This is a genomic window from Comamonas sp. C11, from assembly GCF_024496285.1.
Taxonomy (GTDB): Bacteria; Pseudomonadota; Gammaproteobacteria; order Burkholderiales; family Burkholderiaceae_C; genus Comamonas; species Comamonas testosteroni_F.
Genome location: NZ_CP101743.1, coordinates 5027396 through 5049352 on the forward strand (window position 1 = coordinate 5027396; position 21957 = coordinate 5049352).

The following is a 21957-nucleotide window of genomic DNA, read 5'->3' on the forward strand; positions in this document are numbered from 1 at the left end:
AATAGCCCCAGAAGAATAAACAAACGAGAATGAGAATTCTTTTCTTTTGAGAACAATCTCCGCCACCATGTCCATCAATCCCTCGTTCCTAGGCAAAGAGCAGGCACTTGCCGGCTGGCAGCAGTGCATCTGGTCGCATGCAGTCAGCGACCAGATGTTCGAGGAATGTGTGCGCCCGGCACTGACCGTGCGTCACGTCCCTGCGGGCCACTACCTGTGGTGCAACGACGACGCCCCACGCGGCTGGGTCGGGGTGCGGCGCGGTGCCGTGAAACTGTGCATGCCGGACGAGGACGGGCGATCCATCACGCTGTGCGGCTTTGCCGGCAGCTGGTTCGGCGAAGCCTGCCTGCTGCGCCAGGGCGCGCGCATGGATTGCGATGCCGTGGCCCTGCACGATCTGACCATGCTGACGCTGGCGGCTCCGGCCTTTCACCGTCTGCGCCTCGAATCCCCGGCCTTCAGCCAGTTCCTGCTGGAGCTCATGGCGGAACGCAACCACCAACTCATGCGCCTTATCTCGGCTCAGCAATGCAGCCACATCACCAGCCGCGTCGCCCAGTGCCTGGGGGCCTTGATCACGCCAATGAACTTTCCGTTCCCCGATGCAGGTCAGCTCAACATCACACAAAGCGAGCTGGCCGACTTCTGTCGTGTCTCGCGCTCGCGCTTCAACGAAGCGCTGCTGGAGCTGGAACGCCAGGACCTGCTGACCGTAGGTTACCGAAGCGTACAGCTCAAGGATGTAGAAGGGCTGCGAAGATACGCGACATAGCGGCATGACCCAGGACGGCATTGCGGCCGATCTCGGACTGAGCGCTGCCCCGGTCAAGACCTGTCGCAACCGCGCCTTTGCGCGGCTCGATATCCACCACCGCCATCAGCTGTTCGCGCTGATGGTGGAGTGAATGCAGGGGATTCGCCGGGGCTGTGCCCGGCCTAGGAAGAAAGTGTGAAGTGCGCCGATAAGCCGGATTCTGTGCACAACGGTTGCCCGCCATGTGACCGCCATTAATCTTGGCCATCAGTCGCCTGATGGCTCGGTGCTACCTACCCGCACACTCCGGGGGCCCCGTCAACGTGTGCCTACTTGGTATTGCTGCGCGTAGAGATTGCCCGTTTCACCCTGGTTGGTCTGCCTTGCGGCACTCCTGCCAGACTCGTCTCTGTTGCTCTGATCCTCACCTCACGGTGGACAGCTGTTAGCTGCTACGCCGCCCTATGCAGTCCGGACGTTCCTCCAGTACGGTCTTTCGACCCAACGCAAGCGTTGGCCTTTCGGCTAGTACCAGCGGCGGTCTGGCGCACTTCACGGCGCGCATTATCCCGCGTTCAGAAAGAACTTGCACAGAACTCGCGCCTGAACTGCTCTGGCGGCAGGCCTGATTCGCGCTGGAACATGGCAATAAAGGCCGATGGCGTGCTGTAACCCAGGTCGTAGGCAATCTGCTGCACGGTGTGACCGACCTCCAGCGCGTCGATCGCCTGCAGATAGCGCATGCGCTGGCGCCATTCACCCAGACTCATGCCCAACTCACGCTGGCAGTGACGGGCCAGGGTTCGTTCCGTCATGTGCACGGTTTCGGCCCATTCGGCCAGACTACGGTGGTCGTCGGGGCGCGACTGCATGGCATCCAGCACCTGCACCAGCGCGGGATGCCGGGCCACGGGCAGAAAGCTCAGCTCCAGCGGCGTGGCACGCAACTGGTCATGCACCACCCGGGCCAGCCGCAGATCGGAGTCCGTCACCGGGATCTGCACGCCCCTGGCTCCGAAGTCCGCCAGCACGGCTTTGACAATGGGTCCAAGGCGCATGCAGCCCGCCGTCTGCGGCAGGTCCGCACACAGATCAGGGGCAAGGTAGACGGAGCGGTACTGCACCGCATGCTGAAGATAGCAGCTGTGCACCACACCCGGCGGAATCCACACCCCGTGCTGCGGCGGGCACAGGATATGACCCGTGGGCACGTCCATGCTCAGACTGCCGTGGGCCGCATAGTTCAGATGTCCCCAGCGGTGGCTGTGCGGCGGAGCCTCGCTGTGTTCGCCGAACTCGTCATAGCGGAAGTAATAGCTGCCAGGCACTTTGTCGGTGTCCAGTATCTGTACGGCATGGCGCTTGGCGGCCGGGCCGGGAGTCGGGGCTGAGGCAGGCATGGGTTCGTCCGGCTTGAGTTATGAAATGTCCGAAATCAGCAATGCGCTTCAAATACGTCAAGCGCATCATAAGCACCTCAAGGAGTTTCATATGGGTGCATACCTATTACCACTGGGCGCGGTGCTGATCTGGTCGGTCAACACCGTGGTCAGCAAGCTGGCCGCAGACAGCATCAGCGCGGCCGAGATCGGGTTCTTCCGCTGGCTGGTGGCCGCCGTGCTGTTCACGCCCTTCGTTCTGCCCTCGATCTGGCGCCAGCGCGCCGACATCAAGCCCCTGCTGCCAAGAATCGTCGTACTGGGCGTGCTGGGCATGGTCATCTACCAAAGCCTGGCCTATTACGCCGCCCACTTCACCACGGCCACGCATATGGGCATCATCGGCTCGCTCACGCCCATGCTGGTGCTGGCCCTGGCCGTGTTCATGCTGGGCCAGCCGCTCACGCATGGCGGCATCTGGGGCTCATTGCTGGCGATCCTGGGAGTCGCGCTGGTGGTTTCATCGGGCCGGCTCAGCCATCTGGCTTCCGAGGGCCTGAACCTGGGCGACGCCATGATGTTCCTGGCCATGCTGGCCTATGCGGTCTACAACATCCTGCTCAAGCGCTGGCCCATGCCGCGCCTGGCCACGGTGCAGCTGCTGTATCTGCAGGTGCTGGTTGCCGTGATCGTCCAATTGCCGCTCTATCTCTTCTCGCCCAAGACCGGGCTTGACGCCAGCAACCTGCCGCTGGTGGGCTATGCCGGCATCATGGCCTCCATCGCCGCGCCGCTGCTGTGGATGAAGGCGGTGCAGACGCTGGGGCCCGGGCGATCGAGCATGTTCTTCAATCTGATCCCGGTCTTCACCGCCCTGATCGCTGCATTCGCCCTGGACGAACCCCTGGCAGCCTACCACGCCGTGGGCGGCATCATGACGATTGCCGGCCTGCTGCTGGCCGAGCTGTGGAAGGCTCCGCTACGCGCGCGGCCCGCCTTGGCCTGCAGTGCTAAAGCAGCAGATTGAGAATCGCGTAGCTCATCAGCGACAGCAGACTCACCACGAACACCAGCATGACCCAGGGGCCCCAGCGCTGCTCGCGCCAGGAAAAACCGACCAGCAGGCCCACGCAGCAGGCCCCCAGCAGCATCAGAATTGTGTTGAACGTGAGCAAGAACAGTCCTCCCTCAAACAGACTTCGTTCCATTGTTCCCGATTGCAGGCCCCAGGGGAAACACCATCGCCCCCAGGCTTGATGTGAATCAATCCCCAATCCCTGACAGCAGGCGCAGACCGGAGCTTTGAGCGGCCCGGCAGCGCGATAGGGTGCGCATAGAACCTAGGGTTTCCCCGCGTTTTATCGGTGCACGCCTGCCTCATGCCGGTGCACAGCCCGCACCACCTCTGCTCATAAGAATTTGCATTCAGGGCCGCTCAGAATTTCTTGTTGGACAGCCCCTCGCTGCCTTTCGATACTGCCGCCACAGGAACACCGGCCCGCGCCGCATCCCCATGTTCCAAGACACACAGGAGCGCCAGCAAAAGCGCTCCATGTGCCCGCTGCACTTTCGCATACAGGAGACTCCCCATGAGCAGCCCGGCTTCCGCCACCCACCCTCTTGCCGGCCATGCCGGTGCGCACGTGCACCCCGACATGGACGCCACCTACCGCAAGATCACCTGGCGCCTGATCCCCTTTCTGGTCTTTCTCTTTGTCCTGGCCTGGATAGACCGCGTCAACGTCGGCTTCGCCAAGCTGCAGATGCTGCAGGACCTGCAGTTCAGCGAGGCCGTCTACGGCCTGGGCGCCGGTATCTTCTTCATCGGCTACTTCCTGTTCGAAGTGCCCAGCAACCTGCTGCTGGAGAAGATCGGCGCACGCAAGACGCTGGCGCGCATCACCATCCTCTGGGGCGCGGCCTCCATGGCCATGGCCTATGTGACCACGCCCACCATGTTCTATGTGCTGCGCTTCATCCTGGGCGTGGTCGAGGCCGGCTTCTTCCCCGGCGTGGTGCTGTATCTGACCTACTGGTTCCCGGCCCGTCACCGGGCCCGCATCAATGGCTTGTTCATGACCTCGTTCGCCATCGCCGGCGCCGTGGGCGGCCCGATCGCGGGCGCCATCATGAACGGCATGCAGGACGTGGGCCATCTGGCCAACTGGCAATGGCTGTTCATCCTTGAAGGCATCCCCTCGGTGATCGCAGGCTTCTTCGTGCTGGCCTGGCTGCCCGAGAAGCCCGAGAACGCCAAGTGGCTGAGCACCGCCGAGCAGCGCGCCGTCACCGCCGCCGTGGCCCAGGAAAGCCAGCAGGGCCACAAGCAGCATTCCTTCGTCGACGCCTGCCGCAACTACCGTGTCTGGCTGTGCGCCGCCGTGTACTTCTGCATCGTCAGCGGCAATGCCACGATCGCCTTCTGGTCGCCGTCCATCATCAAGGAGATCGGCATCCAGAACAATCTGCAGATCGGTCTGATCTCGGCCATTCCCTTTCTCGCCGGCACGCTGGCCATGGTCTGGAACGGCATGCATTCGGACAAGACCGGCGAGCGCCGCATGCACAGCGCCATCCCCGCACTGATCGCCGCCGCAGGCCTGATCCTGACAGGCATGTTCCTGCACAACGCCCTGCTGGCCCTGTGCGCGCTGACGCTGGCCTCCGTCGGCATCCTCGCCGCCTTCCCCGTGTTCTGGTCCATTCCCTCGGCCTTTCTGGCCGGCACGGCGGCCGCAGGCGGCATCGCCCTCATCAACTCCATCGGCAACCTGGCCGGCTTTGTGGCGCCCTACATGATTGGCGCGCTCAAGACCAGCACCGGCTCACTGTCCTCGGGGCTGTACTTCGTGGCCGCGCTGGAGTTCCTCGCCGCCTTCCTGGTCGTGCTCTTCGTCAAGAAGCAGTGACCTCCTGACGCTGCCTGCGCAGCGCCGCCATGCGGGGCCCACGGCCCCGCCTTCCCCTTTTTGAGCTTTCCGCCATGCAACTGCAATTCACCACCCCAGAAGGCCAGACCCTGGCCCCCATCTTCGACACCCTCATCGTCGCCGGCTGGGCCGGCCGCGACCATGCGGCCATCGAGCACCATATCGAGGAGCTGGCCGCGCTCGGCATTCCGCGCCCCAGCGCCGTGCCTCTGTACTACCGCATCGCCAGCAACCAGCTGAGCCAGAGCAGCCTGCTACAGGTGCTGGGCCCGGACTCCTCGGGCGAGGCCGAGGTCTTCGTCTTCAGCCATAACGGCGAGATGTTCGTGAGCCTGGCCTCGGACCACACCGACCGCAAGCTCGAAGCCTATAGCGTGGCCTTTTCCAAGCAGGCCTGCATCAAGCCCGTGGCCACACAGGCCTGGCGCTTTGCCGATGTGGCCGGCCACTGGGATGAGCTGGTCCTGCGCTCGTGGATCGTGGAGGACGGCCGCGAAGTGCTGTACCAGGAAGGCACGCTGGCCAGCCTGCGCACGCCCCAGGACCTGATCGCAGGCTACACCGGCGGCCAGAGCCAGCTGCCCGAAGGCAGCGGCATGACCTGCGGCACCATGGCCGCCATCGGCGGCATACGCCCTGCCACGCAGTTCGCCATGGAGCTGTACGATCCGCGCAGCCAGCGCAGCATCCGCCACCGCTACCGCAGCGAGCTGTTGGACATCGTCGCCTGAACACGGAGCTACCCATGACTTCAGTCTCTCCCCGCCTGGACCAGATCTCCGAGCGCCTGGCCCAAGGCCAGACCAGCGCCGTGCAACTGACCGGGCAGGCCCTGGAGCGCGCCGCGCAAGGCGAAGGCCCGCGCGTGTTCACACGCGTGCTGCGCGAGCAGGCCCTGGCCGAAGCCCGCGCCAGCGATGTGCTGCGCGCAGCCGGCCTGACACGCTCGCCCCTGGAAGGCCTGCCGATCTCTGTCAAGGATCTGTTCGACATCGCGGGCCACCCCACGCTGGGGGGCTCCAGGCTGCTGGCCGATGCCGCACCCGCCACGCAGACGGCCGAAGTCGTGCAGCGTCTGCGCCGCGCGGGCGCGGTCATCGTGGGCACGACCAATATGACCGAGTTCGCCTACTCGGGCCTGGGGCTGAATCCGCACTACGGCACGCCGCGCAATCCCTGGCAGCGTGATATCGACGGCGGCCGCATTCCCGGCGGCTCGTCCTCGGGCGCGGCCATCTCGGTGACCGATGGCATGGCGCTGGCGGCCATCGGCTCGGACACCGGCGGCTCGGTGCGTATTCCCTCGGCGCTGTGCGGCATGACCGGCTTCAAGCCGACGGCGCGCCGCGTGCCCATGCAGGGCGTGCTGCCGCTGTCTGCCAACCTCGACTCCATCGGACCGCTGGCGCCCAGCGTGCGCTGCTGCGCCGCGCTGGACGCGGTGCTGTCGGGCCAATCGCATGGTGAGCTACGCGCGGCCTCGCTGCAGGGCCTGCGCCTGCTGGCGCCCACGAATGTGGTGCTGGACGGCATGGACAGCGCCGTGGCCGCGGCCTGGCAGCGTGCGCTGTCGCTGCTGTACGCGGCCGGCGCGCAGATCACCGAGGCCGTGGTGCAGCCCTTTTCCGAGCTTGCGCAGATCAATGCCAAGGGCGGCTTCACCGCCGCCGAGGCCTGGGCCTGGCACCGCAGCCACATCGACGATGCCGGCCGCCTGGCCGAATACGATCCGCGCGTGGGCACACGCATTCTGCGCGGCAAGGACATCAGCGCGGCCGACTACATCGAGCTGCTGACGCTCCGTCAGCAGTGGATTGCCCGGGTCCAGACGCAGATGGCCGATCACGACCTGATGCTCATGCCCACGGTGCCCGTGGTCGCGCCGAAGATTGCCGAGCTTGAGGCCAGCGACGAAGCCTATTTCGCGGCCAACGGACTGATGCTGCGCAATCCCACGCTGATCAACTTCCTCGACGGCTGCGCGATCTCCCTGCCCTGCCACCGCGCGGGCGAAGCGCCCGTGGGCCTGAGCCTGGCCGGCCTGGCCGGTCAGGACCAGCGCCTGCTGTCGGTGGCACTGGCCGTAGAGGACTTGCTGGCCCGGGCCTGATTGCGGAGCAAAAAACAGGAGCTGCAAGCGCTTGACTGCAATCGATTTCAGATAGAAAACACCCTGAAATCGATAGGTATCAGGCGCTAGCAGCTCCTTTTTTATTCAGTATTGAAGCCCACCCCAATGCACGGCAGGCATTGGCGCCCGCACCATCTGTGCCTGCTCCTGCGCTTTATGCATCCCCTGCCAGACGGGTACCCGGCAGCCGCGCCACGGCCTGGCCATGGTTCAGCGCAAACGCCGTGGCCACCTCTTCGGCGGCGCGCACCACGGTTTCGGCCAGCGGGTTCTGGTGATCGTTGCGCCAGCAGGCCACCAGCGGCAGCGAGGGGAACTCGCGATCCACGCGCAGCAGGCGCAGGCGCTGCTCGGCCAGCTCGCGCTGGATGATGGCCGGCGGCACGGCCGCCACGCCCAGGCCGTCGCAGACCACACGGATCATGGTCGCCACCGAGGCAATGCAGTTCATGTGCGGCGAGGCGTTGCCCTCGGCGCTGAACAGCTGCTCGATGACCGCATACGGCTCGGAGCCGCGCGCAAAGCTCATGATGGGAAAAGCCGCCAGCTCGGCCAGGCTCAGGGTCTCGTCGCCTATGCCCAGCTTGGGGCTGCCCACCCAGGCCATGGCGAACTCGCCCAGCGACAGATTGGCAATGGCAGCGCCGGACACGGGCTTGGCCTGCAGCGAGACATCGAGCTGGCCCTTGAGCAATTGCTCCGACATATGGATGGTGGTGTCGCAGGCAATCTCCACCTGCAGCCGCGGATAGCGCTGCTGCAGCAGCGCGAGAAAGTCGGGGAACCAGCTGTGCACGATGGATTCGATGGCGCCGATGCGGATCACGCCCGCATAGGCCTGCTTGTCCAGCATGTCCTCGCGCATCTCGCGCATCAGCCTGAGCATGCGCTCGGCATGCACCAGGGCCTTGGCGCCGTCGGCCGTGAGCGTGACCTCGCGCACGCCGCGGTCGAACAGGCGCACGCCGAACTCCTGCTCCAGCGTGGCGATGCGGCTGGAGACGGCGGCCTGTGTGGTGAACAGCCGCTCGGCCGTCATGCGGAAGTTGCGCAGCTCGGCCAGCAGCACAAAGGTTTCCAGAAACCGTAGATTCATGGGCCGATGTTAATCACCGCCTGCGGCCTTGCCCACTTTTCGGGTCATATCGATATAGCCCATTCGCAGAACGCTTGCGTGCACAATGCTCTGTGTCTGCGCAGACCGCCTGCGCTGCGATCCACTGTCCCACCATCCCTTATTCGCGGAGGTCCGATGAGAGCTGACAACATTCTGCAAACGATTGGCGATACGCCCGTCATTCACATCAACCGTCTGTTCGGCAGCAATACCAACGTCTGGATCAAGTCCGAGCGCAGCAACCCCGGCGGCTCCATCAAGGATCGTATTGCGCTGTCCATGGTGGAAGACGCCGAGAAATCCGGCGCGCTCAAGCCCGGTGGCGTCATCATCGAGCCCACCAGCGGCAACACCGGCGTGGGCCTGGCCCTGGTCGCGGCCGTCAAGGGCTACAAGCTGATCCTGGTCATGCCCGAGAGCATGAGCATCGAGCGCCGCCGCCTGATGCTGGCCTATGGCGCATCCTTTGACCTGACGCCCAAGGAAAAAGGCATGAAGGGCGCCATCGCCCGCGCCCAGGAACTGGCCGCCCAGACGCCCGGCTCCTGGATTCCCCAGCAGTTCGAAAACCCCGCCAACGTGGCCGTGCATGAGGCCACCACGGCCCAGGAAATCCTGCGCGACTTCCCCGACGGCATCGACGCCTTCATCACCGGCGTGGGCACAGGCGGTCACCTGTCCGGCGTGGCCAAGGTGCTCAAGGCCAGGTTTCCCAACCTCAAGGTCTATGCGGTGGAGCCCGCTGCCTCGCCCGTGATCTCGGGCGGTCAACCCGCGCCCCACCCCATCCAGGGTATTGGCGCCGGTTTCGTGCCCAAGAATCTGGACGTCAGCCTGCTCGACGGCGTGATCCAGGTGGAGGCCGAGCCCGCACGCGAATACGCGCGCCGTGCCGCTCGCGAGGAAGGCCTGCTGGTCGGCATCTCCTCGGGCGCCACGCTGGCCGCCATTGCCCAGAAGCTGCCCGAGCTGCCGGCCAGCGCCAGGGTGCTGGGCTTTGCCTACGACACGGGTGAGCGCTACCTGTCTGTGGAAGGCTTTCTGCCCAACGCCTGATCGCAACCCTCAGCCATGAAAAAACGCCGCTTGTTTGCGGCGTTTTTTCATTCAAATCGATCTCCAGCCCTTTAGGTACAAGCGCCAGAAGCTATCAATTTCAAGAGACTACCGCTTTACCAAGGGCAGTCATCCAGACGCTCGTAGTCCTGCACGGTGGTGAATTCCGAAGAAGCTTTCCTGCCCGCGCTCTTGTCGGCCGGACCTTTGCTGCTGACCTGGAAATGCGTGGCAGAAAAACGCCGCACCTCGATCACGGCGGGCGGCGCCTTGAACAAGGACTGCTTGGCCGCCGACTTGCGCAGTATCTCCTTGCTGGGCACGGGGCAGCTGAGCTGCAGCACCGCCAGCTCGTCGCTATTGGTCTGCAGCAAGCCCTTGCAGCTCATGCTGTCGTCCTGGGCCAGAAAGGCCTGCAAATCTTCCGCAATGTCCTGAGCCTTCAGGCAGCCCTGCTCAGGCGCGGATGACGCAGCGCCTTGCTTCGGCGCAGGCTCGGTACGGGTCCTGACCTGCCACAAACCCGGCTCTATGGACTGCAAGACCTTGAGCTGGGCCATGCCCCCCCTCGGCCGCAGCACCCGCGGATTGCGCCCACACCGCGCCGGCACAGCAAAGACTTGCCGTCAGCGCGGCGGCTGGAAGAAATCGGGTTGATGTGTTGTACATGGCCGAAGTCCGGGTCCATGCGGGCCTGATCTGCGTCATCCTTTATCCAGCGCCACAGCGGCCAGCATGCGCACGACCTGCGCCATGCGCGCATAGTCCAGGCGATCCCAGGTATCCGTGCTCTGGTGGTAGTGAGGGTTGCGCATGAAAGAGGTGTCCGTGACCATGATGGCCGGATAGCCGAGCCGCCAGTAATTGAGGTGATCCGAAAAATCCACACCCTGCACAAAGCGCGGCGAGTTCAGCGAATACACGCCCAGCGGCTGACCGGCATCGGCCGCCGCGCGCATCACGGACTTGGTGTGACGCATGGCACCAAAATTCTTCAGCTCGCCGATCAGCGCGATGAAATTGGCCTGATCGGGATAGAACCAGCCCAGCGCCGTCAGAGGATAGCTCTGGCTGCCGGGCGCATCGCTGTAGTAGCCAATCATCTCCACCGACAGCATCAGACGCACGGCGCGACCGCTGTCCTGCAGCGACCTGGCATGGCGGTAGCTGCCCATATCGTCAGTGCGAAAGTTGGGCGGCTCCTCCAGCGTGTAGAACACCAGCTCCACCGGCTGCGTCGGCGGGTTCGCTGCCAGCACCCGGGCCAGCTCCAGCAGTCCGGCCACACCGCTGGCGTTGTCGTCGGCGCCTGGGGTGTGCGTGTCCGGCGTGGGCCCGGCAGCAGATGCCGTGCTCACACCATGGCTGTGCTCATGCTCGGTCAAGGCGCTGTCGTAATGCGCCCCCATGACCAGCAAGGGCGCAGCATTGTCCTGCGGGCCAAAGCGGGCGATCAGGTTTTCGTACTCCCGGCCATCCACCTCGAAGCGCTGCCGCTGCGCCGTCACACCCGACTGCGCCAGCTGGGCCGCAATATAGTCCGCGGACTTTTGCAGAATTTGCGGCTGGTCAAAGCTGCGGCCCAGAAAATCCTCGCTCAACACCCGCACATGCGTCTGCAGGCGTTCAGGCGAAATCTGCAGCCCCGCAGGCAGGGAGACGGGTGCAGTCTGCGCCACGGGCTGGGCCAGCATGCAGCCGCCGATACCGCTGACGGCCACCAGCGCGGCAAGCAGGGCCGCCGTGCCTCTCACCCATTTGCGGGATGTGCGGGGCGTGTGGGGCGATGAAGATGCGGGGCGGGATGGGATGGATTGCGGCATGACAGAGGTGGCTGCGGATTCAAGGGCACATTGCATAAGCGGTCATCCACGCCACTTTGCACCAACTGAGCCGGCTCCCCTACCATCGGCGCCAGAAGTGCCACACGCATGTACCGGGAGTATTGCCATCTTGTTCCGATTTTTTGAAAAGCAGGTTCCACCTTATCCAGCACAGGAGCCCAAGGTCCCGCCCAAAGGTTTTTTTGCCTTTGTCTGGGCCTGTACCCAGGGCATGCGCGGCTGGATTGGTCTGATGACCCTTACCTCGGCACTGCTGGCAGCCTACGAAGCAGTGCTGTTCGCCATCATGGGCCGCGTGGTGGATTGGCTCGGCACGGTCTCGCCCGCCAACTTCTGGGCCGAACAGCAGTCCACGGTGCTTGGCATCGCCGCCATCCTGCTGGGCAGCGTGGTGCTGCTGGCCCTGCACACCACCGTCATGCACCAGGTGCTGGCCATCAACTTTCCCATGCGGCTGCGCTGGGTGTTCCACAAGCTGATGCTGGGCCAGAGCATGTCCTTTTATGCGGACGAATTTGCCGGCCGCATCACCACCAAGATCATGCAGACCGCGCTGTCGGTGCGGGAAGTGGTGTTCATGGTGGTGGACGTGTTTGTGGGCGTGGGCGTCTACATGATCGGCATTCTGATCCTGGCCGCCAGCTTCGAGTGGCGGCTGATGATTCCGTTTGCACTGTGGTTCATCGCCTATGCCGCCGCCTGCTTCTATTTCGTGCCGCGCCTGGGCCATATCGGCAAGGAGCAGGCCGATGCGCGCTCCATGATGACGGGCCGCGTCACCGATGCCTATACCAATATCGCCACCGTCAAGCTGTTTGCCCACACGCGCCGCGAAGCCGAATATGCGCGCAATGCCATGGAAGCCTTCAAGGCCACGGGCTATGCGCAGATGCGTCTGGTCAGCCTGTTCGAGATCACCAACCACCTGATGATTGCCCTGCTGCTGCTGGCCAGCGGCGGAACGGCTCTGTATCTATGGACGCAGGCTCAGGCCTCCGCCGGCGTGGTGGCGGCCGTGATTGCCATGGCGCTGCGGCTGATGGGTTACTCGCACTGGGTGATGTGGCAGATGACGGGCCTGTTCGAGAACGTAGGCACCATCCAGGACGGCATCACCACGCTGACCAAGCCTCGTGCCATCGTCGATGCTCCCGACGCCAAGCCGCTGCAGGTCACGCGAGGAGCGATTGCCTTCGAGGATGTGAGCTTTGGCTACAAGGTGGGCGGCAAAAAGGTGCTGGACCATCTGAACCTGCACATCCGTCCCGGCGAGCGCATCGGCCTGATCGGTCGCTCGGGCGCGGGCAAGTCCACGCTGGTCAATCTGCTGCTGCGCTTTCACGAGCCGCAAGGCGGGCGCATCACCATCGACGGCCAGGACATCCGCAGCGTGACGCAGGACAGCCTGCGCAGTGCCATCGGCATGGTGACGCAGGACACCTCGCTGCTGCACCGTTCCATGCGCGACAACATCCTCTATGGCCGCCCCGACGCCAGCGAAGCCGAGATGCAGGCCGCCGCCGACAAGGCCGAGGCGTCGGACTTCATTGCCACGCTGACCGACCTCAAGGGTCGCAGCGGCTATGACGCCCAGGTGGGCGAGCGCGGCGTCAAGCTCTCGGGCGGCCAGCGCCAGCGCGTGGCAATTGCGCGCGTAATGCTCAAGGACGCTCCGATTTTGCTGCTCGACGAAGCCACCAGCGCGCTGGACAGCGAGGTGGAAGCTGCCATCCAGGAAAGCCTGGACTCGCTGATGGACGGCAAGACCGTGATCGCCATTGCCCACCGCCTGTCCACCATCGCCGCCATGGATCGCCTGATCGTCATGAACGAAGGCCATATCGTGGAGGAAGGCACACACCAGCAACTGCTGCAGCGCGGCGGCATCTACGCAAAGCTCTGGGCGCACCAAAGCGGCGGCTTCCTGGCCGACCAGGACGAAGCCGTGCAATAAGCCGGCCCAGCTGGCATGACTTGTGGCGCTTGATATGCGGCTCATCAGGCTCTTTCTTGAGGGCACCAGCAATTCGAAGGGGAGCCTGGCTCCCCTTTTTTGGCTGCGCTGCAGCAGCCATGCAATGCCCGGCACGGCGCCATGCCTTCGAGCCCTATCCATCGCTGTAGACGCTGCTGCGGATAGCCGACCAGCAGCGGCCAGCCGAACGGCCGGGCGGCTTGTCGGCGGAATGTCTAGTCCTGATCAATGGATTGTGTTGTTGGGCCGAAAGTCTCAGCGCTACAATCGACCGCATGTTGCGTGCAATCCAGAGACTTTCTCTGCGGAGCGCATTGCTGCTGCTGATCATGGCGGCGCAACTGCTGATACCGCTGCTGCACGGCCACTTCGGGACTCCGAATCAATCTGGCCTGCATGTGCACACGACACCTTCCAGAATTGCTGATTCTCATTTCCATCTGTTCACTGGACACGACTCTCTCAGTGACCACGATGTCCATCAAGCTCAATCCGAGCCTTTTGAAGTTGACGTGCAAAATGCACTGCAACCGCTAGATCTGGTCCCTGTCCCACTGTTGGCCGTTATTGGCCTCACTCTGCTGACTTGGGGTCTGCGTGCCTCGCTCATGCGTTGCACTGCCGCAAGGCCCACATCCCCTCCCGAGCCGGCGCACAGGCTTTCACGCTGGCAAGGTCGCGTCATACGACCATCCCCGGCCCAAGCTCCGCCTCAGTTTTCCTGACCTCCCAAGCCTTTCACAGGCTTGCCAGCATCCATGCATACGCACGGATGCATGTCTTTTCTTTTTCCGGAGTCAGGAATGCTCTTCCACCAATGGCTGTTGGCCGGCGCACTTGCGCTGCCAGTCGCAGGCATGGCCGCCGAGGCCGTGTCTCTATCCCCTGAGCAGGCGCGTACCTTGGGCGTGCGCTTCCAATCCATCCAGAGTTCTGGCGAGCTCAATATCTCGGCTCATGCGCGTGTGGTTCTGAAACCCGATGCCCAGGTCGTTGTGGCTGCGCCTTATGCGGGGGCGCTGCCACGTGTGCTGGTAGCTGTAGGCCAGTCCGTGCGAGCGGGTCAGCCCGTGGTGACTTTCACCAGCCCTCAGCTTTATGAAGCGCGTCGCGCAGTGGCGGAAGCCGAGTCACAGTCGCGGCTGGCACAGCAATCCCTGACGCGAGACCGATTGCTCCATGAAGACGGAATCATCGCTGCCAGTCGATGGCAGTCAACACAGGCACGAGCCACAGAGGCTGCGGCCATGGCCCAAGCCCGACGCGCCGAGCTGGCTGCCAGTGGTGTGAAACTGGCTGGGAATGAGGCGCAGTTGCTGGCAACGCGTGCCGGCATTGTGACTGAAGTAATGGTCCAACCAGGCGCGCGTGTCGATGCATCGGCACCCTTGGTGAGAGTGGCTGATCCCAAGGCGTTGGAACTCGATTTGCTACTGGGTCGAGAGGTCCCACTGCCCGCCGTAGGTGACAGTGTGCAGGTCATCACTCGCGGCGCCGCAGGCCGTGTCGAGGGTATTGCGCCAGTTGGCGACGGTAGCGCAGGGATGCGTGTGCGTGTTGCGCTAACCAAGAGCGGGGATCTGCGCTTGGGAGAAAGTGTTACAGCCCTATTGACGCTGAAGGATTCAGACACGGACAAGGCGCAGTCGAAAGCAGGCAACCGTCTGCGCATCCCCGCCTCGGCACTGGTGTACTGGCAAGGCCAGACCGGTGTGTTCATCCGCACGGACAAGAGCGTGCGCTTCGCCCCCTTGTCGGTGGAAACCAGAGACGAAGCTACAGCCGTGGTGCGCGGAGTGCTTCCAGCAAATGCGGGGATTGCGATTGCAGGTATCGCTGCGCTCAAGAACCTGCTGTCCGGAGGTCAGTGATGCTGGCCAGGCTGATCGATTTTTCGCTGCGTCAGCGAGCTCTAGTGCTACTCGCAGCACTGGCACTGGCACTGGCCGGCGCCTGGGCCTATGTGCATCTACCCATAGATGCGTTCCCCGACATCTCACCAACCCAGGTCAAAGTGATCCTGAAGGTGCCGGGCATGACGCCTGAAGAGGTGGAGCAGCGCGTCTCCACCCCCGTGGAACAGGAGCTGCTTGGTCTGCCGCACAAGACCATCGTGCGCTCGGTTTCCAAGTACGGCATCAGCGACGTGACTGTGGACTTTGCCGAGGGCACGGACGTTTACTGGGCTCGCCAGCAGGTCTCCGAAAGGCTGGCCGGCATACAGCGCGACCTGCCTGCTAGCGCAGAAGGAGGGCTGGCCCCCATCACCACGCCGTTGGGCGAGATGTTCATGTTTACGGTTGATGGCGAGAGCTACTCTCTGGCCGAGCGCCGACGTGTGCTGGACTGGGTGATAAGGCCGGCCTTGCGCACTGTCGCCGGCGTTGCCGACGTGAATGCCTTGGGTGGCGTGGTACGGAGCTACGAGGTGATTCCCGACCCCGCGAGGCTGCGCGCGCGTGGCGTGGCCTTGGAGCAGTTGCGTCAGGCACTCGACACCAACAATCGCAACGATGGAGCAGGCCGACTGGACCGAGGTGAGGAGCATTGGGTGGTACGCGTGGAAGGTGGCGTGCGCGGGCTCGACGATTTGCGGGCCGTCGTGATCGTTCCGGCCAGAAACGGACAGGCCGCAGCCACGGTAGGTGATGTGGCCACGGTACGCCTGGGCGAGGCCACTCGCAACGGCGCCGTGAGTCGTGATGGCCAGGGCGAGGCCGTCCAGGGACTGGTTCTGGGACTGCGCGGCGTGGATGCTCGCAGTCTGGTCGATGCAGTGCAGGCCAGACTGGACGAGCTGGTACCGCGCCTGCCCAAAGGGATGAGCATCCAGGTGTTCTATAACCGGGGCGAACTGGTTTCGCGTGCCGCCGGCACCGTAGTGCGCGCATTGGTCGAAGCCAGCGTGCTCGTAGTCGTCATCCTTTATCTGTTCCTTGGCGGCGTGCGCGCTGCATTGGTAGTGGCCGCCACACTCCCTCTGTCCATGCTGGCCACATTCCTGCTCATGCGCTACGTGGGCCTGACGGCCAATCTGATGAGCCTGGGTGGTCTGGCCATCGCTTTGGGCATGTTGGTGGATGCCTCGGTGGTGGTGGTGGAGAACATCGAGACAGCACTGGCTCACAGTCAAGAAGATGCGTCTTCGGCAAAGTCCGTGGACCGTTTCGGCTTGATCCGGGATGCCGTATCGGCAGTGTCTGCCCCCATGCTGGCAGGCGTTTCCATCATCGCCATTGTGTTCCTGCCGCTGCTGACGCTGCAAGGCCTGGAAGGCAAGCTGTTCGCGCCAGTCGCCCTGACCATCGTTCTGGCCCTTGGCGCGTCTGTACTCATCGCATTTACTGTTGTTCCGGCGCTGGCTTCACTGCTGCTGCGCTCGCATTCCAGTGATGCCCCCTGGCTGATGCGAAAGCTGTCCGGCGGCTTTGCCTGGCTACAGGCCTGGAGCCTGGCGCACCGGCGCACGGTGTTTGGCATCGCACTGGCGACGCTGGCCGGCGCAGCGGCCCTGTATCTGTCAGTGGGAAAGACCTTTATGCCAACCATGGACGAAGGCGATCTCATCGTGCAGCTGCAAAAAGCCCCGTCAATTTCACTGACCGCATCGCTGGATATGGATCAGCGCGTGCAACAAGCCCTGCTCGAAGGCGTCCCGGAAATCCGCTCCATCGTGGCGCGCACGGGCTCGGACGATCTGGGGCTGGATCCCATGGGCCTCAACGAGACCGACACCTTTCTGGTGCTCAAGCCACGTGCTCAGTGGCGTGGCAGCAAGGAAGATATTGCAGATGCCATCCGCCGCGTGATGGAAGGCTTTCCGGGCCTGATCTACGGCTTTACGCAGCCCATCGAGATGCGCGTGTCCGAGATGCTGACCGGCTCGCGAGGCGACGTGGCCATCAAGATCTTCGGTACCGATCTGGCCAAGATCGATGCCGCGGCCCAGGCGATTGCTGCACGCATGCGCACCGTCTCCGGCGCCTCCGAAGTCATTGCCCCCAGCAACAGCGGCGTGCAATATCTGCAAGTCGTTCTCAATCGTGCTGCACTTGGCCAATCCGGCTTTTCTGGTGATGCCTTGCAGGCCCAGCTACGCGCATTGATTGAGGGCGATCGTATAGGCATCGTGCCCGAAGGCATGGTACGTACGCCGCTACTGCTTCGTGGCGGAACGACACTGCGGCAATCGCCCGAAGGCCTGGCAAGCCTTCTTGTGACCGCCCCCGATGGGACCACCTGGCCACTCACTTCGCTAGCGACACTTTCCCCTCAGGACGGACCAGTACGTATCGACCATGAGGACGGAGCGCGCTTCGCCGTGGTTCAGGTCAATGTCGAAGGACGCGATCTCGCAAGCTTCGTAAGCGAGGCCCAGGCATCTTTGACTGCCGACCCCGCACTCAAGGATCTGCGCATTGTCTGGGGCGGCCAGTTCGAAAACCAGCAGCGCGCGGCCGCCCGCCTTGCGTTGGTCGTTCCTGTGGCGCTCTCGGCGATCTTCGTGTTGCTGGTTCTCACCTTCCGCTCAATGCGACAGGCCTTGCTGGTCATTGCCAACATTCCGTTCGCACTAGTGGGAGGCATGGCCGCATTGCGCATAAGCGGCGAATACCTGTCGGTGCCCGCCTCTGTGGGCTTTATTGCATTGCTGGGCATTGCCGTGCTCAACGGCGTGGTGCTGGTTTCGCACTTCAACGCACTGCTGGCGTCGGGGATGGAGCTGACCCAGGCTGTACGCCAAGGCGTGCGCGACCGCCTCAGGCCTGTGCTGATGACGGCCTGCATCACGGCTCTGGGCATGGTGCCGCTGCTGCTGGCTACTGGCCCTGGCTCGGAAATTCAGCGTCCGTTGGCCGTCGTCGTGGCGGGGGGATTGATCAGTTCCACGGCTCTGACCCTGCTGTTGTTACCACTGCTGTTTGAGCGCTTTGGCGTAGCACGCAGTGCTAGGGAAGTTCAAAAATGAAAGCTGCAAACGCTTTCTGCAACAGAGCCCACGGTAGCTCCAAATCGTATTTTCTGAGTTTGCCTATGAAAAATCGTCTGCTTCATGCCTGTGCCACAGTTCTATTTTTTACGAGTGCAGCCCAGGCTCAGAGCTACCTGCCTTCGGAGGCGGCGGTGCGCATGGCGGTAGAACAGTCGCCTACCGTGCAAGCAGCCGACGCAGCACGAAGGGGTGCTCAGGCTCGAGCCGACGGTCTGCGCGTGGGCCCCCATGAAACAGTAGTCCGAGCTAGTGGTCAGCGCCGTTGGACCCATGATGGCTCCGGCCAGCGATTCACCGAAGGCCAGATTGCCATCGAGCGACCGCTACGACTCTGGGGCAAGGCAGCCGTCGACGCCGAGCTGGCCGAGGCAACGCGGACCACCGGCCTGCTGGCAGCGCAGGACGCCCGGCACGAGACTGCACGCCAATTGCTGGCCTTGTGGTTTTCGGCTCAGCGCTCTGCTCAGGCCCGCCAGGCGGCGCAGGACAATGCCGATGCCGCTGCAGAGCTTGCAAGCATCACCGAGCGCCGTCTGCGCGCGGGCGATGCGGCCCGGCTTGAAGCCGAGCTGGCAGCCGCCGAACAGGCCCGCATGCAGGCTGCGCTGGCCGCAGCAGAGGCCGCGCGGGCCTCGGCGCAGGCCGAGCTCTGCTCACGCTTTCCCGACCTCTGCCCTCTGGCCGGCATTTCAATCGACGCAAGCGCGCTGCCCGCACTCCCGAACGGATCGGAGGCTCAGCTGCGCTCACGCTACATAGAGCACAGCCATGAGTATTTGCTGGCCCTGTCCGAGGAAACTCTGGCGCAGCACCAGGCCCGCCGCACGGATCTCGAGCGCCGCCCAGACCTCACTATCGGTGTGTTTGCCAGCAGCGAGCGTGGTGGTGCCGAGCGCATTGCAGGCCTCAGCATCAGTCTGCCACTGGGCTCCGCCCACCGGGCTTCCCAGGCTGCGGCCGCGCTGGCCGATGCCGATGCAGCACTGTCGCGTCGCCTGGCGGTAGCCAGACGCCTGGGGGCGGACTTCGATGTGCTCTGGAGTCAGCTGAATGGCAGGCGAGCTGCAGCCGCGGCGCAGGTCCGAGCGGCGACGCTTCAGCGCAGTGCGACCGACCGCGCAATGCGCGCCTATCGTGCCGGCGAGTCCGGCTTGGCCGAGCTCCTGGCTGCGCGCCGTGTGCTTGCCGACGCAGCGCTGGCCGAGCGCATGGCACGCATGGACACGCTGGAGAGCGATAGCCGCCTGCGCCTGGACCTGCATGAGCTCTGGGACTTTGACGATTGATCCCTCGCCAGACAGTGCGATGCCTCCGTGTGCCGGCACCTGCGGCTGCCGGCGCTGATCGGGCCAGGACCGAGAATGTCGGCCCTGCCAATTCCTGCCGGCTCGTCCCGGCCAGCGCCGGAACCAGGGATACCAATGACGCCATGGGTGAAGTCTTGCAAATCGAAGCCGAACAATCAGGCGCTGATAATGCGAGACAGCAAGAGGTCAATGCAATGAGCCCCACCTACGGCAAACTGAAACCCATCGATTACGCACAAGCCTCAATGACTTTTGCTCTCAAAGATGGCTCGATCTCCGGAGTTCAGAACCCTGAGACAACAGAGCTGATCAGTGCGGAGCGCTTCAGCGAATTCATCAATCACCTCTACGATGCGGCTTCTTTGCCGCAGGCCTGGGTTCCCTGCCTGGAGGTGATTCGCACGCATATGCGCAGCAATTTTGCAGTGCTGATCATCCGCCAGACCGAGGGAGACAATATCGGTTTGGTGGTCACCGCATCCGGAGGGCTCGAGGGCTTGCTTACGCACGACGTCTACAGCGAGCACAGTCCTTTCCTTGGCATGCCCAAGGAGCAATTCACGACCATTCCGGACCTCATGTCTGAGCACGAGTGGCGCAGCTGCATCTATTACAAGGACTGGTGCCGTCTGCACAATATTTTCCATGTGATGGCTGCAGATATCGTGACCACGGATGGCAGTGTCTACGGCCTGCGGATCACACGCCCCGAGTCGGAGCCCGCCTTCAGTCAGCGGGATCTGGATCTGGGGCGCATGCTCATGCCGCACATCCGCCGTGCGCTGAACATGCATCTGGCACTGCACCATGATCGTCAGGTCATGTCGCTGTACAGCACCGTCACGGCTCGCTTGATGGTGGGTGTCGTCATCCTGGACCAGAATGGCCGATTGCTGGAAAGCAATCCTGCGGCCAAAGGCATTCTCGATGCTCAGGATGGACTCAGGATCTCCGGCGGCATGCTGGAGGCTGAATATGCCAGCGACAACCGAAAGCTCCAGCGCTTGGTCAAGGATGCCTTGCTGTCATCCCAGGCATCGACGTCCGTCATGACCGAAGGCATCTCGATTGCCCGCCCTTCGGGTCAGCTCAACTGGGGGCTTGTGGTCCAAAGCATTTCCTCGGGCGAAAGAGCGGAGGGAAAGAGCCGTCCCTGCGTCGCCGTGTTCATGCGCAACACGGATGGCAAAGCCGATCCTTCCACACATCTGGCGCAGCAGCTGTTTCAGCTCACCTCTGCAGAAACCTCGCTGGTGATACAGCTGACCCATGGTTTGACACTGGAGGAGGCTGCCAAAGAGCTGGGCATTCGCCTCAATACCGCAAGAGCTCACCTGCGCTCCATCTTCTCCAAGACCGGCGCACGCCGTCAGAGCGAGCTGGTACGGTTCTTTCTCAATAGCGCGGCCTGGCTGGGAAGCAAGAGCGACTCCTGATCCTCGCGCAGCAACCGCGCCCCAGGCCTTGTGCGGTCCGTCCTCATCGCCCTGAAGCAGCGGGACAGGCAAGGCTCCTCAGCGGTCTGCGGGCCGCCAGGGCGCTGCCGCAAAGGCCTCGGTCACCCATTGCCTGAATGCCTTCATGACGCCGGTGTTGTACCGCCCCGATGGGCGCACCAGGTAGATGCCTCCGGCTTCCCCCAATGTCCATTGCGGCAGTATGCGGACGAGTTCTCCAGCATGGATGGAGGGCATGAGGTGCCAGTCACTGCCGGCGATGATGCCCACACCTTTGAGAGCCGCATGAAGCAGCGCTTCATTGTCGTTACTGAGGATGGAGCCACTGACGCGCACCGATTCGGCAACACTGGCGACCTTCTTTCCTGCCGGCTGAACCAGCCGCCATTGCGGAAAGTCCAGCAGGCCGGTGTAGCCCAGGCAGTTGTGATGAGCGAGATCCGCAGGCCTGCTTGGCGCTTCATGGCGCTCAAGATAGCTGGATGATGCACACAGAAGGCGGTACTGATCACATAGCCGCGTGGCAACCAGCCGGCTGTCCGCCAGATTGCCGATACGTATGGCGGCGTCAAAACGCTCTCCCACAATGTCCACGATGCGCTCGCTGTACTCCACTTCAAGCGCAACCTCCGGGTAGGCCAGGGAAAAATCCGCCAGCATGGGGCTGATCCACCGCCGCCCCATCGTCGCAGGCATGGACAAGCGCAGGCGCCCCCGTATTTCCTGCGCTCCCTGCGCCGCTTCCTGCTCTGCATCCCGAATCAGATGGGCAGCCTGGCGCAGCTTTTCGACAAGTCGCCAGCCCTCGTTGGTGAAATGCAGTTGGCGCGTGGTGCGCTCCACCAGGCGCACGCCCAGTCTGCGCTCGAGAGCCTGCATGCGCTTGGAGAGCACCGAAGGGTGACGCGCCAGCAATCGTCCCGCAGCGGCAAACGAACCCTGGTCTGCCAGTGCGACCAGCGTGGAGAGCTCATCCGTGTGCTGGCTGTCGAATATCTCCATGGTGTCTGT

The 21957-nt window shown here is 63.5% G+C and carries 18 protein-coding genes and 1 other RNA gene; 12 read left to right on the forward strand and 7 right to left on the reverse strand.

Translation table 11 applies throughout. The annotated features are described in order from the left end of the window. Positions 1–46: 46 nt before the first annotated feature. Positions 47–775, forward strand: coding sequence for a Crp/Fnr family transcriptional regulator (locus NOX35_RS23185; RefSeq protein ID WP_182284596.1), 729 nt, complete (start codon positions 47–49; stop codon positions 773–775). 4 nt (positions 776–779) lie between these two features. Next, positions 780–908: a hypothetical protein gene (locus tag NOX35_RS23190; RefSeq protein WP_371878505.1), complete on the forward strand. Its 129-nt coding sequence runs from the start codon at positions 780–782 to the stop codon at positions 906–908. 42 nt (positions 909–950) lie between these two features. Here NOX35_RS23190 and rnpB read toward each other — a convergent pair. Both rnpB and NOX35_RS23200 read right to left on the reverse strand, forming a co-directional pair. Then, positions 951–1311, reverse strand: an RNA gene (gene rnpB, locus NOX35_RS23195) — RNase P RNA component class A. A 21-nt stretch (positions 1312–1332) separates the two neighbouring features. Beyond that, positions 1333–2157: a helix-turn-helix domain-containing protein gene (locus NOX35_RS23200; RefSeq protein ID WP_256494864.1), complete on the reverse strand. Its 825-nt coding sequence runs from the start codon at positions 2155–2157 to the stop codon at positions 1333–1335. Positions 2158–2248: 91 nt separating this feature from the next. Between NOX35_RS23200 and NOX35_RS23205 the strand changes: the two genes are divergently transcribed. Then, positions 2249–3163 carry a DMT family transporter gene (locus tag NOX35_RS23205; RefSeq protein ID WP_256494865.1) on the forward strand — a complete coding sequence of 305 codons (915 nt, stop codon included), beginning with the start codon at positions 2249–2251 and terminating at the stop codon, positions 3161–3163. Here the strand turns inward: NOX35_RS23205 and NOX35_RS23210 are convergent. Further along, positions 3147–3344 carry a hypothetical protein gene (locus NOX35_RS23210; protein WP_003081175.1) on the reverse strand — a complete coding sequence of 66 codons (198 nt, stop codon included), beginning with the start codon at positions 3342–3344 and terminating at the stop codon, positions 3147–3149. The genes NOX35_RS23205 and NOX35_RS23210 overlap by 17 nt on opposite strands. A gap of 381 nt (positions 3345–3725) precedes the next feature. Between NOX35_RS23210 and NOX35_RS23215 the strand changes: the two genes are divergently transcribed. From NOX35_RS23215 to NOX35_RS23225, 3 genes are all read left to right on the forward strand, one after another. Then, positions 3726–5045 (forward strand): MFS transporter, encoded by a 1320-nt coding sequence (locus NOX35_RS23215; protein WP_256494867.1) that lies wholly within the window; start codon positions 3726–3728, stop codon positions 5043–5045. Positions 5046–5119: 74 nt separating this feature from the next. Beyond that, entirely contained in the window at positions 5120–5797 is a 678-nt protein-coding gene (locus NOX35_RS23220; RefSeq protein WP_256494868.1) for a DUF2848 domain-containing protein, read from the forward strand. 14 nt (positions 5798–5811) lie between these two features. After that, on the forward strand, positions 5812–7176 hold the full coding sequence (locus NOX35_RS23225) for an amidase (protein WP_256494869.1): 1365 nt from the start codon (positions 5812–5814) through the stop codon (positions 7174–7176). Between the two features lie 175 nt (positions 7177–7351). Here NOX35_RS23225 and NOX35_RS23230 read toward each other — a convergent pair whose 3' ends face one another. Then, positions 7352–8293: a LysR family transcriptional regulator gene (locus NOX35_RS23230; protein WP_034373201.1), complete on the reverse strand. Its 942-nt coding sequence runs from the start codon at positions 8291–8293 to the stop codon at positions 7352–7354. Between the two features lie 156 nt (positions 8294–8449). Between NOX35_RS23230 and cysK the strand changes: the two genes are divergently transcribed. Further along, the gene (gene cysK, locus NOX35_RS23235; protein WP_182284602.1) at positions 8450–9370 is read left to right on the forward strand and encodes a cysteine synthase A; all 921 of its coding nucleotides are present in this window, start codon (positions 8450–8452) and stop codon (positions 9368–9370) included. 116 nt (positions 9371–9486) lie between these two features. On the opposite strand, the gene NOX35_RS23240 is transcribed toward cysK, so the two are convergent. Together NOX35_RS23240 and NOX35_RS23245 are read right to left on the reverse strand one after the other, a co-directional pair. After that, the gene (locus tag NOX35_RS23240; protein ID WP_256494870.1) at positions 9487–9930 is read right to left on the reverse strand and encodes a DUF3617 family protein; all 444 of its coding nucleotides are present in this window, start codon (positions 9928–9930) and stop codon (positions 9487–9489) included. A gap of 144 nt (positions 9931–10074) precedes the next feature. Further along, positions 10075–11193 carry a M28 family peptidase gene (locus NOX35_RS23245; RefSeq protein WP_256494872.1) on the reverse strand — a complete coding sequence of 373 codons (1119 nt, stop codon included), beginning with the start codon at positions 11191–11193 and terminating at the stop codon, positions 10075–10077. A 130-nt stretch (positions 11194–11323) separates the two neighbouring features. Between NOX35_RS23245 and NOX35_RS23250 the strand changes: the two genes are divergently transcribed. From NOX35_RS23250 to NOX35_RS23270, 5 genes are all read left to right on the forward strand, one after another. After that, a complete protein-coding gene (locus NOX35_RS23250; RefSeq protein WP_256494874.1) occupies positions 11324–13168 on the forward strand; it encodes an ABC transporter ATP-binding protein in 1845 nt (614 codons plus the stop codon). A gap of 824 nt (positions 13169–13992) precedes the next feature. Continuing rightward, positions 13993–15060, forward strand: a complete 1068-nt coding sequence (locus tag NOX35_RS23255; protein ID WP_182284606.1) for an efflux RND transporter periplasmic adaptor subunit — start codon at positions 13993–13995, stop codon at positions 15058–15060. Beyond that, positions 15060–18158 carry an efflux RND transporter permease subunit gene (locus NOX35_RS23260; RefSeq protein ID WP_256494875.1) on the forward strand — a complete coding sequence of 1033 codons (3099 nt, stop codon included), beginning with the start codon at positions 15060–15062 and terminating at the stop codon, positions 18156–18158. Before NOX35_RS23255 ends, NOX35_RS23260 begins: the two co-directional genes overlap by 1 nt. A gap of 65 nt (positions 18159–18223) precedes the next feature. Beyond that, complete coding sequence (locus NOX35_RS23265; protein ID WP_256494877.1) at positions 18224–19468, forward strand: TolC family protein; 1245 nt, start codon at positions 18224–18226, stop codon at positions 19466–19468. Between the two features lie 215 nt (positions 19469–19683). After that, positions 19684–20925 carry a helix-turn-helix transcriptional regulator gene (locus NOX35_RS23270; RefSeq protein WP_182284609.1) on the forward strand — a complete coding sequence of 414 codons (1242 nt, stop codon included), beginning with the start codon at positions 19684–19686 and terminating at the stop codon, positions 20923–20925. A 78-nt stretch (positions 20926–21003) separates the two neighbouring features. Here NOX35_RS23270 and NOX35_RS23275 read toward each other — a convergent pair whose 3' ends face one another. Then, the gene (locus NOX35_RS23275; protein ID WP_256494879.1) at positions 21004–21948 is read right to left on the reverse strand and encodes a LysR family transcriptional regulator; all 945 of its coding nucleotides are present in this window, start codon (positions 21946–21948) and stop codon (positions 21004–21006) included. Between the last annotated feature and the right edge of the window lie 9 nt (positions 21949–21957).

Excerpts from the sequence above, each read along its gene's own strand:
- NOX35_RS23270 (WP_182284609.1), top strand. The coding sequence starts at position 19,684 with ATGAGCCCCACCTACGGCAAACTGAAACCCATCGATTACGCACAAGCC.
- NOX35_RS23200 (WP_256494864.1), bottom strand. The coding sequence starts at position 2,157 with ATGCCTGCCTCAGCCCCGACTCCCGGCCCGGCCGCCAAGCGCCATGCC.
- NOX35_RS23225 (WP_256494869.1), top strand. The coding sequence starts at position 5,812 with ATGACTTCAGTCTCTCCCCGCCTGGACCAGATCTCCGAGCGCCTGGCC.
- NOX35_RS23215 (WP_256494867.1), top strand. The coding sequence starts at position 3,726 with ATGAGCAGCCCGGCTTCCGCCACCCACCCTCTTGCCGGCCATGCCGGT.
- NOX35_RS23210 (WP_003081175.1), bottom strand. The coding sequence starts at position 3,344 with ATGGAACGAAGTCTGTTTGAGGGAGGACTGTTCTTGCTCACGTTCAAC.
- NOX35_RS23245 (WP_256494872.1), bottom strand. The coding sequence starts at position 11,193 with ATGCCGCAATCCATCCCATCCCGCCCCGCATCTTCATCGCCCCACACG.
- NOX35_RS23190 (WP_371878505.1), top strand. The coding sequence starts at position 780 with ATGACCCAGGACGGCATTGCGGCCGATCTCGGACTGAGCGCTGCCCCG.
- NOX35_RS23220 (WP_256494868.1), top strand. The coding sequence starts at position 5,120 with ATGCAACTGCAATTCACCACCCCAGAAGGCCAGACCCTGGCCCCCATC.
- NOX35_RS23240 (WP_256494870.1), bottom strand. The coding sequence starts at position 9,930 with ATGGCCCAGCTCAAGGTCTTGCAGTCCATAGAGCCGGGTTTGTGGCAG.
- NOX35_RS23230 (WP_034373201.1), bottom strand. The coding sequence starts at position 8,293 with ATGAATCTACGGTTTCTGGAAACCTTTGTGCTGCTGGCCGAGCTGCGC.
- NOX35_RS23275 (WP_256494879.1), bottom strand. The coding sequence starts at position 21,948 with ATGGAGATATTCGACAGCCAGCACACGGATGAGCTCTCCACGCTGGTC.
- cysK (WP_182284602.1), top strand. The coding sequence starts at position 8,450 with ATGAGAGCTGACAACATTCTGCAAACGATTGGCGATACGCCCGTCATT.
- NOX35_RS23265 (WP_256494877.1), top strand. The coding sequence starts at position 18,224 with ATGAAAAATCGTCTGCTTCATGCCTGTGCCACAGTTCTATTTTTTACG.
- NOX35_RS23205 (WP_256494865.1), top strand. The coding sequence starts at position 2,249 with ATGGGTGCATACCTATTACCACTGGGCGCGGTGCTGATCTGGTCGGTC.
- NOX35_RS23260 (WP_256494875.1), top strand. The coding sequence starts at position 15,060 with ATGCTGGCCAGGCTGATCGATTTTTCGCTGCGTCAGCGAGCTCTAGTG.
- NOX35_RS23255 (WP_182284606.1), top strand. The coding sequence starts at position 13,993 with ATGCTCTTCCACCAATGGCTGTTGGCCGGCGCACTTGCGCTGCCAGTC.